Origin of the sequence: Acinetobacter sp. SAAs474, from assembly GCF_032823475.1 — a bacterium.
Classification (GTDB): domain Bacteria; phylum Pseudomonadota; class Gammaproteobacteria; order Pseudomonadales; family Moraxellaceae; genus Acinetobacter.
In genome coordinates this window covers 1,182,354-1,195,360 of the sequence record NZ_CP127915.1, presented here as the reverse complement: position 1 = coordinate 1,195,360, position 13,007 = coordinate 1,182,354, and the positions used below count along the sequence as shown (strand labels likewise).

Genomic DNA, 13,007 nt, shown 5'->3' with positions numbered 1-13,007 from the left:
GGCACATGCCCGATTTTATACAAAATCGCTTGTCTTTTAAGCGTATTTTTGATATAAAACGCCCCTTGAATGAATTCATCCGTTTATTTTGACTGGCCATACAGATTTGCTGTTGGCTAAATCAATGGAGTTACACCATGTCTAAGGTTTGCCAAGTTACCGGCAAGCGTCCAGTCGTTGGTAACAACGTCTCACACGCCAACAACAAAACTAAGCGCCGGTTCGAGCCGAACCTGCACAACCACCGCTTTTGGTTAGAAAGCGAAAAACGTTTCGTACGTCTTCGTTTAACAACTAAAGGTATGCGTATTATTGACAAATTGGGTATCGAAAAGGTTGTTGCAGATCTTCGTGCTCAAGGTCAAAAGATCTAAGTAAGGAGTCAGGACAATGCGTGATAAGATTCGCTTAGTTTCTTCAGCTGGTACAGGTTATTTCTATACCACTACTAAGAACAAACGTACTATGCCGGAAAAAATGGAAATCAAAAAATTTGATCCAAAAATCCGTCAACACGTGATCTTTAAAGAAGCTAAAATCAAATAATTTTAGTTTTTTTAAAAAAAACGGCCCAAAAGGTCGTTTTTTTTTGCATTTTTTTTATACTCCTTGTTAAAATTTCACACCAGACTCATAGCAGAATGCCAAATCTAGATTAACGTGATTGAATGCACACTAATCGTATAAATTGCAAAATTTACGCTAGGCTATGTGCGATTCATACAGTAAAGCACTTCATCTTCATCAGCATTTAAAATGATTCGGATATAATCTGTGAGGTTATGATCAGCCTTAAATAAGCTGCGAAGTCTAACCATGTAACGATATGATTGATCTCATGCTATGGATTTATTTTTATCACACTTTTTTGATAATAAAGCATGACTGTACAGCACTAAATAGCAACCATACTACTTAATAGCAGCTTGGTTGCAACATACCCATAAAGATCAATCAACGAAAAACCATCACCGATATTTGTATTGCATTCATCATCAATATCAAGATGGATCACTATGACCCAGCAATACCTGCTTGCGATGACTGGTATATTTTTTGCTATAACAGCAGCATGCACAGATGGCTTACGACAACGTTTAGAGCTGTATTGACATATTCGCATCACCATCCATGCTGCTACAGCAGCATCAAGTAGCATGCAACAGATATGATACATTTTTACTTTTTACTGATTTTTTTATTTTTTAGGAGTTTTTAGTGCCGCATGATGTAGAACTCATAATATTACTCGCTGCAGGCTTTGGCTTAGCGCTTTTTTTTGGTTATATTGCCGCACGTTTAAAACTTCCTCCGCTGATTGGCTATCTCATCGCAGGTGTCATCATTAGCCCTCATACACCAGGTGTGGTTGGTGATACTCATCTCGCCAATCAGCTAGCCGAATTGGGTGTGATGTTTTTAATGTTTGGCGTCGGGATGCATTTTTCACTCAGTGACTTAATGCAGGTTCGTCGTATTGCCTTACCTGGTGCTATTTTACAAATTGCCGTTGCTACCTTACTCGGTATCGGTGTGTCAATGCTATGGGGATGGAATTTTGGTTCCGCATTGATCTTCGGTTTAAGCTTATCTTGTGCAAGTACAGTCGTTTTACTCAAGGCACTTGGCGATCGCGGTTTACTTAATTCCGTTAATGGTAAAATTGCTGTAGGCTGGCTTTTAGTTGAAGATCTGGTCATGGTATTGGCGCTGGTATTATTACCTGCAACAGCCGTATTACTTGGTGGTCAAGTACTGGAAGGGAGTTCAGCCGATGAAAATGTTTGGATGACACTGGCGATTACCTTACTTAAAGTTGCTGGCTTTATTGCCTTTATGCTGATTTTTGGTAAGCGTATTGTGCCCTTTATCTTAAAAATTGTGGTGCGTTTAGGCTCTCGTGAATTATTTACTTTGGCGGTGGTTGCTGCAGCAGTTTCGATTGCATTCGGTGCCTATAAAGTATTTGGCGTTTCTATGGCCTTAGGTGCATTCTTTGCAGGAATGGTGGTTAAAGAATCAGACTTTAGTCATCGTGCAGAAGAAGAAACCTTACCATTACGTGAAATTTTCTCAATTTTATTTTTTGTTGCTGTCGGTATGCTGTTTGATCCGCGGATCATCTTTGAACAGCCATTACATGTCTTAGTCGTCGTTGCTATTATCATGATTGGTAAAACGATTGCAGCAATGGCGTTGGTATTATTTTTCCGCTATCCACTGAATACAGCATTGACTGTAGGGGCCTCGTTGGCACAAATAGGTGAGTTTTCATTTATTTTAGCAGCCCTTGGTGTATCACTAGGATTACTTTCAATTGATGGACAGAACTTAATTCTAGCAGGTGCATTAATTTCAATTACGTTAAACTCATTTGTATTTTCTGCCATCGAACCAATCCAGAAATGGATACGAGAAGACTCCGCTTTAGCACGCTTACTGGAACGAAATGGAGATCCTCTGGCAATGCTACCCGATGAGGTTTCCCAAGATTATCTCCGTGATCAAGTTGTGATGATCGGCTATGGGGAAGTTGGGCGCCGCATTACACACACCTTAATGCAAGATGGCATTAAAGTCGTCATTGCGGAAGAAAATCGTGAAATTGTAGAACGATTACGTGAAAAAAACATTGCTGCTGTTTCGGGTATTGCCACCGAAGCTGGCGTACTGATACAGGCGCATATTCAACATGCCAGACTATTAGTACTTTCTCCAATGGATATACTCGATATTCATAAAATTGTTGATATTGCGAAGACGTTAAATCCAGCAATTCAAGTTTTAGTCTGTGCAGAAAGCAAAGAAGAAGCGGAAGTGATTGGTCGTGAAAATGTCGGTACGGTCTATTATGCTAAAGAGGAAATGGCTAAAAATATGAGTAATCATATTTTAAATCAAATTCAAATTGCACATCATCAATCTCCGACCCATTAAACATGACCGCAAAATTTGATGCAGCATCATACTGAGCAACCTAAAACCAAATCCGTAGTATATAGGGCGATATGATCTATGATCATGTTGCCCCATTCATAACCCAAAGATATCGTCAAGTTAAAGCTATCGATAGATGAGAATATCAACTCATGAATTGAGGTTTTTCATCCACAACGGTTGCTTGCCACTCATTGACTTGTTTTTCCAATAGACCAATTAGTGCTGCCTGAATCATATTTTGTGCAACAACAGCAGTATTATCACCCAGTAAAGTTCTCACTTCTTCATTAAACTGGATTTTAACCAATGGCTCATTTTCAGAGCCCGCATTACGTAAAGCAAGCTCACCATCTTCTAGCTGCACCAACTCCAAGACGGCTTCTTGATTACCAAATAATTCTTTTAACTGTTCAATCGACATAAATTCTCCATGCTAAACATGGTGGCAAAGGCACCTGCACTTTGCATTGCTTAGGATTTAATATATAAGGTTGAAAAAAATTATTTCAAGCCCTCATGATTGTTTCCTAAAACTCCACCATTTCGTTCCTAAATCCATCAATAAGTTGCGTCAATTTTTCATGCCATTCACGTAAAATCTGCGTATCTGGCAACCACATTTGCGTTGTTTGTGTAACTTTGATAATCAACTGTGATGAAGTTTCACTCTCTGGCTCTGGTGCATTTGGTTCTGGTGTATATTGACACATACGATATGCACGCTTAAGCTCACCGATAAAACCATTTTGCATCAATTGTTGTAAAACAACAACTTCTGGTGAAACTTGTCCTTTGTCGGCCATTAATGTTTCAATCGAGGCAAATGTAGGTGATGCATCATTTAAACGATAGTAACGCACCAGTTCTTGTAAAAAAGCCAATACAGCACCATGCAAGTGAAATACCGCAGCTTCACGATGTGCCTGTGCGTGTTGTACATGTTCAGTTTGCTCTGCCTGCTGACAAGATAAACGTGCAAAATACAGTTTTTGGTTGGTACGATCAGCGTGGAAGCGAGCAACACGTGACATGTATAATTTCCTCAATTCAATCAATAATGACAATATTCTCGGGCATCTATTCTAGGCCTAAATACATCATTATAAATAGCCTGTAAGTAATATCAAATAGGCATACTCTAGCTCATATCAATTGCAAAGAATCGACGGGCAAGCTGCATATTCACGATATTGGATTTAAAAGGAGCACTTATGCTCCTCAATATTATGCTTTAGGCTTATCTTCAGCAGCTTTTACACGAATGCCCATACCTTTAACTTTCAAGGTATTCAATGCTTTAATTGCTTTAATCGCTTCACGAGCATTGGGCATTTCCACAAAACCAAAACCTTTTGATTTTCCTGTTGTGGCATCCATGATCACCGTTGCTGATGCAACCGTACCAAAAGGCTGAAAAAGTGCAGCTAGTTCTTCTTTGCTAACTGAACGCTCTAAGTTACGGACTAAAATATTCATGAAATAACCTTAAAATAGACAAAAACATCAAAAAGCATTCGTCTACTCTACTTTTTGAACTTTACTCGTATATATACGAGCTATTGCTATAGTTTAATCGAGATCTATACCAAAATCTAAATTTATTGACTGACGTTCAATCAATGCACTTTTAACCGTTTGCTGCCGAGTTTTATAGTGTGTTTCCATACGACATAAATGCTGACTTAGATCACTTAAAAAATATTGCTCAACTGTACGTCCCTGACTATCAATCGTTGGCTTCGCCCAAAAACTTAAATTTTGCTTAGTCAGAATAAGTTCATTTTGTGCACGCGTCAGTGCAACATATAAAACACGCCGCTCCTCTTCAACTGCATCAAAATCGCCCTGTGCACGTAGATGTGGGTATTGACCTGGTGTCACATTGGCAACATAACACACTTTTTGTTCTGTCCCTTTTGCCGAATGAATCGTCATTAACGTCACCACATCCCGATCAGATTGACGCTCAATTTCAGAAATAGACACAGGATCAAGTACATAGGCTTCCAAAAATTCATGTAATTGATCATGTTTCGCCGCCAATTGCTGTACCAACTCAAAATCTCGCTGGCGACGAGACCAGTCTTTTTTATAATTTTCAGATAGTTGAGGTAATAAAGATTCGATTGCTAACTGAACACATTGCTCAACCTGATGACGACACGCAAACATTTGTTGCATTAATGCAATCATCGTGGCCGGAATTTTGCCAAATTTTGTTAGTTTTACCGTAATCACCTCGATTTCTGGCTGTATTAATAATTGCTGTGTTAAACGACTTGCTCCCACATCGCCAACACCATCCCACAATGTCAAAAAACGCATCCATGCGATATCATCTAAAGGATGAGCAACTACACGTAATAAACTCATCAAATCTTTGACATGTGCAGTTTCTAGTAATTTTAATCCACCAATAAAACGATAGGGAACATTAGCTTGAATCAATGCCGCCTCTATATGTCGTGCAGCAAAACTAGAACGAACCAACACCATATGATCATGCCATGGTCGTGCTTGCAAATAATGCCGTTCCTTGATATCGATCGCAATCCATTTGGCCTCATCAAATTCATTTGGAAAAATATGCATACAGGGCTGAAGACCATCACCACGATCTGTTTGCAGCGTCTTATCATATGCAATTTCACTTTGTGCCAATAGCCAATTAGACAAATCTAAAATATGTTGTGTAGAACGATAGTTTTTTTCAAGTTTATAAACTTTAGCATCTGTAACACGCTGCTTAAAATGATGAATATTTTCGAAATCAGCGCCTCGAAAGCCATAAATGGATTGCGCATCATCACCAACACAGAATAAATGAATATGCTGAATTAATGGCTCTAAAAGTGCCCATTGTAAGGGATTGGTATCTTGCATTTCATCGATGAGCAAATGTTGACATTGCTGAGCAACATAATCTACCAATGTGTCTGATGCTTGCAAACCTTGGGCAACAATTGCCAAAATGTCATCATAATCAAGAAACTGTCGTATGCGCTTACGTGTTTCATATTCTTGCATGAGTGTTGCAATGACATCTTTCATTGCCAAATATTCAGGCATTTGTTTTTCAAGTGCGATACTTAACTTTTGACGCGTATTACGGGCAAACGAGTATAAGTCACATAATTCTTGAGGTTTAGGTAATTGACTTGGATTTTTTTTATCATCTTTACCACGAATCAAGCGAAATAACATTAATTGATCATCACGATCTATAATTGAAAATTGTTCCAAACCAAATGCATGTGGAATTCGGCGTAAAAGAGACATACAAAAAGTATGAAAAGTTGCAGCACTTAAGCCCTTTGCTTGTTCACCCAATGCCAATTCAACACGTGCAACAATTTCACTCGCAGCACGACGTGTAAAAGTTAAGATTTGAATTTGATGTGCGGGAACACCTTGATCAATTAAATATGCTGCTCGTGCCACAATAGTTTTGGTTTTACCACAACCTGCACCTGCCAAAACCAAACTATGTTTTGCTGCTGTTGTGGCAGCTTGTTTTTGTTGCGGATTTAATTCATCAATTAAGCTGGCTAAACTCATAATGTCTCATCATACTGGATCAGTGATCTAGTTTAACGTAGTTCTCATCAACAACGCATTATCTACCTCACAGGATCATAAGCATTGTTAGATGCTAAAGTGATATCACCAGACAATTTCACAATAGCTTATCAGGCATATTTAAAATGACAGCCATTGATATTCTAATCAGCAATGGAAATTTAACCATCAAGCTGAAGTCTCGATACTTCAGCTTAACAATTGAATACAAAATAGCGTTATATCAATCATCACTCAGTGTTATTGATCGGCCGAACTTTTCGGTACATCATGCTTGATATAAGATGCTAGAGATAAATAATTAATACCTTGGAATAAAATATCCATTGCCAAAAATAATCCTAATACCCAAAATGGTGCATCAGGTGTACGTAAAATGACGATTCCTGCGAGTAAAGTTAAAATACCAGAAAAAAGTGTCCATCCCCAGCCTTGCACTGCTCTAAAAAATAGTGCATTAAAAATACGTACGATACCCGCAATAATCAGGAAAATTGCCAACAGACTGGTCAGTACTACCGCAGTTTCAATCGGTGTACTAAATGCATAATATCCAGCAACAAAGTATAAAATTCCAAATAATAGCCATAGAAAACGGTATCCACCTGAAAATATTTTAAAGCCTGCGATCATATGCAATACACCACCGACCATCATTAAAATTCCAAACAAAAAGATCACCGAGAGCGTGGCAAATGGCAATGAAGCAAACAATATAATGCCAAATACAATAAGTAAGATTCCTAAAATTAAATACCATTTACGATTTTTATGTAATTGATGGCGCACTAAATCATTACCGACTGTTTTCATAATTTTTCTCAAGTTTATGTGGTATGAGATTATATTTTAAATTTTTAATGCATTTTGTCTGTTGATAAATTGCTAATATATTAAGTAATACAATATGATGTATCGATATTTAGTTGATTTTAATACTAGGGTGTGTCCTCATTTAGATTTACACCAAATGAACATGCAGGCGATATAAATCATAGACTGATAATTACGTGCGAGTTTATCAAATCGAGTTGCTATTGCACGGAAGTGTTTTAATCTTGCAAAGGCATTCTCAACTAAATGTCTTAAGCAATATAAGTACTTATCAAAATCAAGATTGAATTTCTTACTATTTGATCTTAATGGAATAATAGGTATCATTTTTCGATTTCTAGCAGACTTCCTGATATATTCAGAATCATATCCCTTGTCCGCGATTAGATAATCTGCTGTTTCAATTAGATCTATTAGGTGTTCTGCAACTTGGCTGTCATGGACATCACCCCCAGTGATTTTAAAATCAATCGGTAATCCATTCGCGTCGGTTGCAAGATGAATCTTTGTTGTGAGTCCTCCACGAGATTGTCCAATTGCACGCTCGAAGCCATGCCGAGCTCCACTTGCATGCTGATGCGCGCGTATGTAGCTTCCATCAATGAATACCCATTCTTGGTCCAAGCTGCCTCGTAGTTTGAAAAAAATTTATCCCATAAGCCTTTCATAGCCCAGCGATTAAAACGGTTATAAGCAGTTTTCCAAGGGCAAAACTCTTGAGGAATATCACGCCATGTCGCACCTGTGCGTAGTTTCCATAAAATAGCTTCCATAATATTTCTACTGTTCTTTGAGCTATAGCAACCATGAAATTTCATTGTTACTTGAATCTGTTGCCAAATATCATCTGTGAGAAGAGTACGTGCCATTGAAAAATATTGAAATGGAGATAAAGTAGAGCCTAATTCTAGGCGTTTAAATATTATTCTTCAAATGAGGACACGCCCTAGATAAATATACCAAAGCAATAAAAAAAATGCTGACACTGGTCAGCATTTTTGATCAAATTTAACAATAGTTTACGACAATTTTAAACGCTATTACCCTTCAACCCATTGACCATCTTGGTAAATCAAACTCCATTTGGTTGGCTTACCTTCGACGGTTTCAGAACCAATATATTGACTTTGATTTTTACGACTAAACTTAACCAGTGTCGGATGACCTTCTGGATCAACATCAGGCGCTTGTAAAATAAATTGATATTTTGGATCAAGCTGCTCGGCTACTGTACGTAATTCTGCAACTTTAGGTGCACGTGTTTCACGAACTTTAGGAAACTTACTGGCCGCTAAAAACAACCCCGCAGCACCATCACGTAATACAAAAAAGTCATCGTGCTTAGTTGAACGTAAATGTTCCATTTTTATTGGATCAACACGTGGCGGTGCAGGCTGTCCATTTTTCAATACCTTACGGGTATTATCACAGCTAGTACATGCAAAATAAGGTCCAAAACGCCCTGTTTTTAATTGCATCTCGCCATCACATTTATCACATGGAATCGTCGGACCATCATAACCCTTGATTTTAAACTCTCCCTCTTCAAGTTCAAAACCACTACAGTCCGGATTATTACCACAAATATGTAATTTACGCCCACCATCAATCACATAGCTATCCATTGCCGTTTCACAAATTGGGCAACGTTTTTTTGACATTAAATCTGCAGTTTCTGCAGCATCGTCATCGGACAGCATCACCAATGATTCTACAGGAGTTAGGTTTAATGTACCTTTGCAACGCTCTTTTGGCGGTAGATTATACCCTGAACATCCTAGAAATACCCCTGTTGTTCCTGTTCGTATCTGCATAGGGCGATCACATTCTTTACAATGCACAGCACCAACTTCAACAGGCTGATTGCGACGCATACCATCTTCACCCTGAGCATTGGTTAAACGCTGTTTAAAATCGCCATAAAAATTATTCAGCAAATCCTTCCAGTTGCGTTCACCTTCTGCAACTTTATCCAATTGCCCTTCCAGACCAGCAGTAAAGTCATAATTCATCAGATTATTAAAACTTTCATCCAGACGATCTGTGACAATTTCACCCATTTTTTCTGCAAAAAGACGACGACTTTCTAGCTTGACGTAGCCACGATCTTGAATAGTTGAAATAATTGCGGCATAGGTCGATGGACGACCAATACCTCGTTTTTCCAACTCTTTCACTAAAGACGCCTCAGTAAATCGTGCTGGTGGCTTGGTAAAATGCTGAGATGGATCAAGTTTTTCTAAATGTAATATCTCACCCACTTGAACTGCAGGCAATAAAATATCATCATCTGATTTATTCTGACCACGAATTTTAGTAAAACCATCAAACACCAAAGTACGACCTTTAGCTTTTAATTCAACGCCATTGGCATTCACTAAAATCGTTGAAGATAGATATTGTGCAGGTGTCATTTGACATGCAACAAATTGACGCCAAATTAAATCATATAATCGCTGTGCATCACGCTCTACACCAACCAGACTATCCCCCGTTAATACAACATTCGATGGACGAATGGCTTCATGTGCTTCTTGTGCACCAGCCTTGTTGCCATAACGATTTGGCTGCGCAGGAAGATATTTTGTCCCAAATTCAGTTTCAATATGCTGACGAACCATCTGTACGGCATCATCACTTAAAAATGTAGAATCGGTACGCATATATGTAATAAAACCAGCCTCATACAAACGCTGTGCTAGCATCATGGTTTTTTTCACTGAAAAACCCAAACGTGTGCTTGCCGCTTGTTGTAAGGTTGAGGTGATATAAGGCGCACTTGGATTAACCTTCGTTGGCTTGTCTTCACGTGCTGATACTTGATAACTGGCATCCTTTAAAATATTTAATAAAGCATCGGTATCTGCTTTATTACGTAATTTTAAAGGTTTTCCTGCCTGTTTCACCGCTTCTAAACGAATGTGATCTTGTTGTGACTGTGTATCTGCGAATACCTGCCAATATTCTTCTGGAATGAAAGCACGAATTTCACGTTCACGTTCAACCACCAATTTAACAGCAACGGATTGTACACGCCCTGCCGATAGGCCTCGGGCAATTTTTTCCCACAGTAAGGGAGAAATCATAAATCCAACCACGCGATCAAGAAAACGGCGTGCTTGCTGTGCATTCACTTTATTGGTATCTAAACGTGACGGATGCTGAAAGGCCTCTTGAATGGCATTTTTGGTGATTTCATTAAAGACTACACGCTGATAACGTGAATCATCCCCGCCAATCACCTCCTTAAGATGCCAAGCAATTGCTTCACCCTCTCGGTCTAAATCCGTTGCAAGATAAATCTCATCGACTTGTGATGCTAGTTTTTTTAATTCTGCAACGACATGTTCCTTGCCTGGTAAAACTTCATATTGTGCTTTCCAGTCATGTTCAGGATCTACCCCCATACGATTAATGAGCGCATTTTGGGCTTTCTGGGCTTTTTCTTCTGGTGTTAATTTTGTACGTGTTGCAGGTTTTTTATCTGCTGTTTTTGTCGCACCACCTGTAGGTAAATCACGTACATGGCCTACAGAAGATTTCACAATATATTGTGAACCTAAATATTTATTGATTGTTTTCGCTTTTGCAGGCGACTCCACAATCACTAAGGCACGTTTGCTCCCTGCCTCGGAAGTTTTTGCAGTGCTCGTTTTAGATGTGGATCGAGGAGCGTTCGCCATAATTCACTATTAATCCTATATATAAATTAAACTTCTGCTAGAGAACTTAAACATGCCTTGATATCATCTAATTGGGAAGCCATTAAATCTGCTTCTTCATTCCAATAGAGTCCAATACAGTTCGCTTGCATATCAATAGCATAAATGCCTTTTAATTCAATCGGTAGATTGTTAAATTTTTCATCACCGTAAACCAATTGAAGTTTTTGATCAATGACCAATGCGCGCATCAAAGGAAGACGTGCATCCGGAATCAAAATACTATAATACGCAACCATACTGGCACGATCTTCTGAAGCCTTTGGAATCTTTGTCCAGTCCGGCGCTGATACCAGTCGAGGGTGTAATCCCATTTTTCTTGCTTTATCACGCATGATGCCTAGCGCCTTTTCTCTTGGACTAACACGTAAGCCCAAAATTGACCCCAGTACAAAAATAATGATAACAACGACAACCCAAATTCCAGTATTTTCCATAGTACAACCTTTTTATTCCTATATTAGAGTTGCATAAGCAGAATATAAAAGGCAAGTGCTGGACCAGAAATTAATATCGAAGATATACTGCAGCCACGATAATTTTACATTTCTATTACATCAAAGTATTTTTTCGACAGCTCAACCAGCTAAGCTGGCGTTTATATCACATCATGACCTTGCTGAGCGTAATAACTACGCTCACTGGGCTGATTTTAAGGTGTGATTGTTTGAAAATTAGCTCTTATCTATCTTTTAGACGATGTATAACAGACGTTTTTTACCCAGCATATCGCCTAAAATCGTGCCGATGACAGAGATGATAAATCTTATGCTTATCATATTTAATTTAACAACATTTCATGACTATATAGTACTTCATGCCCATCACAATAAATATAACCTTTATCAATCCATGTCTTTAATATCAGTCGAACATCTGACTGAGGAAACATGCCTAGCAACAAATCCCGAAAAGCATAAATATCTTTAGGTTTTTGATCCTGTAATAGATGTAACTTTTTTACGACTGCAATTTGCATTGGATCGATATCTGTCAAAGTTTGCGGCAATATTTCTTCAGGCGTTTTGATCGCAGACGACTGCGGCAAATCTGCTGGTGCTGTGATATGGTGCTGATCTGTGGAAACATTCTGAACATGCGTTATCTGAGCACTGTCCCCGACACTCAAATCGAGCTTTAGCCATTGCGCCAGTACTTTTTTACGAAATTGAATCTGACTATCATATTTTTTAACAATTTTAAGATGAATTAACATCCCGACTATTTTTTGAACTTGTACCTCATCGCATTTTAAAATATTAGCTACAGAATTTTTTAATCGCATTAAATTATTGGGTAAACCTGACATACTAAAAAGCGCATCACAATATTTTTTAACTGCTTGTAGATCCTGACTGGCTAAAATCTTACTGACGCTTGGGAGTTTAATCGATGGTTTCACTCGACTTCGCGATGCATCAAGCGTGACTAAATGATTAGAAATATCAGCGTCATCCAACATCGATATCAGTATATCGCGATGTTCTATCACGGAAATTACATCAACATGTACGTCATGTTCTAACAATGCCAATAATTGTCCCACCACAACAGCATAGATAAATTGCTTTTGTTTTAATTCGGCCGTCACTAAAATCACCAACTGACCATGATAAATCCACTCAGCCAATTCAGTTAAATCTTCTAAGTGATATTCAAAATGACCACGAGCATTAAAAACATAGACCGTGTCATAATGCTCAATCCATGTTTTTAATAGCTCGGCTGTTGGTATATTTTTTTCTAAATCCAGTAAAGCGACATTACGATGCATATTTTAGGTCATTGCTTTCAATTACATAAGACCAAGAGAGTACAATGAGATGGATTCAAATCTCAAACAAAATTTGCAGTATTATTTTTTCTGATCAAGCCTCCAAAACAGGTGAAGCGATCAATCTATAATCATATCGCGTCACTCAGTCATCAGTT

General features: G+C 38.4%; 12 protein-coding genes. 3 read left to right on the top strand and 9 right to left on the bottom strand.

Annotated features, from left to right (window positions below):
• Window positions 1-137 precede the first annotated feature (137 nt).
• The 3 genes from rpmB to QSG86_RS06610 all read left to right on the top strand — a co-directional run bounded on the left by rpmB (window position 138) and on the right by QSG86_RS06610 (window position 2,937).
• Window positions 138-374, top strand: coding sequence for a 50S ribosomal protein L28 (gene rpmB / locus QSG86_RS06620; protein ID WP_004976147.1), 237 nt, complete (start codon window positions 138-140; stop codon window positions 372-374).
• A gap of 16 nt (window positions 375-390) precedes the next feature.
• Entirely contained in the window at window positions 391-546 is a 156-nt protein-coding gene (rpmG, locus tag QSG86_RS06615; RefSeq protein ID WP_001205031.1) for a 50S ribosomal protein L33, read from the top strand.
• A 672-nt stretch (window positions 547-1,218) separates the two neighbouring features.
• A complete protein-coding gene (locus QSG86_RS06610; RefSeq protein WP_317030764.1) occupies window positions 1,219-2,937 on the top strand; it encodes a cation:proton antiporter in 1,719 nt (572 codons plus the stop codon).
• Between the two features lie 145 nt (window positions 2,938-3,082).
• Here the strand turns inward: QSG86_RS06610 and QSG86_RS06605 are convergent, their stop codons facing one another.
• The 9 genes from QSG86_RS06605 to QSG86_RS06565 form a co-directional block, all read right to left on the bottom strand.
• Window positions 3,083-3,361: a hypothetical protein gene (locus QSG86_RS06605; protein ID WP_317030763.1), complete on the bottom strand. Its 279-nt coding sequence runs from the start codon at window positions 3,359-3,361 to the stop codon at window positions 3,083-3,085.
• Window positions 3,362-3,467: 106 nt separating this feature from the next.
• On the bottom strand, window positions 3,468-3,971 hold the full coding sequence (locus QSG86_RS06600; RefSeq protein WP_317030762.1) for a DUF6586 family protein: 504 nt from the start codon (window positions 3,969-3,971) through the stop codon (window positions 3,468-3,470).
• Window positions 3,972-4,164: 193 nt separating this feature from the next.
• Window positions 4,165-4,416 (bottom strand): RNA-binding protein, encoded by a 252-nt coding sequence (locus tag QSG86_RS06595; RefSeq protein WP_317030761.1) that lies wholly within the window; start codon window positions 4,414-4,416, stop codon window positions 4,165-4,167.
• Between the two features lie 93 nt (window positions 4,417-4,509).
• Window positions 4,510-6,498: an ATP-dependent helicase gene (locus QSG86_RS06590; RefSeq protein ID WP_317030760.1), complete on the bottom strand. Its 1,989-nt coding sequence runs from the start codon at window positions 6,496-6,498 to the stop codon at window positions 4,510-4,512.
• A gap of 261 nt (window positions 6,499-6,759) precedes the next feature.
• On the bottom strand, window positions 6,760-7,332 hold the full coding sequence (locus tag QSG86_RS06585; RefSeq protein WP_317030759.1) for an HdeD family acid-resistance protein: 573 nt from the start codon (window positions 7,330-7,332) through the stop codon (window positions 6,760-6,762).
• Between the two features lie 138 nt (window positions 7,333-7,470).
• Window positions 7,471-8,222 (bottom strand): IS5 family transposase gene (locus QSG86_RS06580; protein ID WP_410487449.1). Its coding sequence is split into 2 segments (ribosomal slippage): window positions 7,471-8,000 and window positions 8,000-8,222, totalling 753 coding nucleotides; the frame shifts between segments, so codons are not numbered across the junction.
• A 171-nt stretch (window positions 8,223-8,393) separates the two neighbouring features.
• On the bottom strand, window positions 8,394-11,036 hold the full coding sequence (gene topA, locus QSG86_RS06575) for a type I DNA topoisomerase (protein ID WP_317030757.1): 2,643 nt from the start codon (window positions 11,034-11,036) through the stop codon (window positions 8,394-8,396).
• 26 nt (window positions 11,037-11,062) lie between these two features.
• The gene (locus QSG86_RS06570) at window positions 11,063-11,512 is read right to left on the bottom strand and encodes an ammonium transporter (protein ID WP_317030756.1); all 450 of its coding nucleotides are present in this window, start codon (window positions 11,510-11,512) and stop codon (window positions 11,063-11,065) included.
• 344 nt (window positions 11,513-11,856) lie between these two features.
• On the bottom strand, window positions 11,857-12,849 hold the full coding sequence (locus tag QSG86_RS06565) for a hypothetical protein (RefSeq protein WP_317030755.1): 993 nt from the start codon (window positions 12,847-12,849) through the stop codon (window positions 11,857-11,859).
• Window positions 12,850-13,007 lie beyond the last annotated feature (158 nt).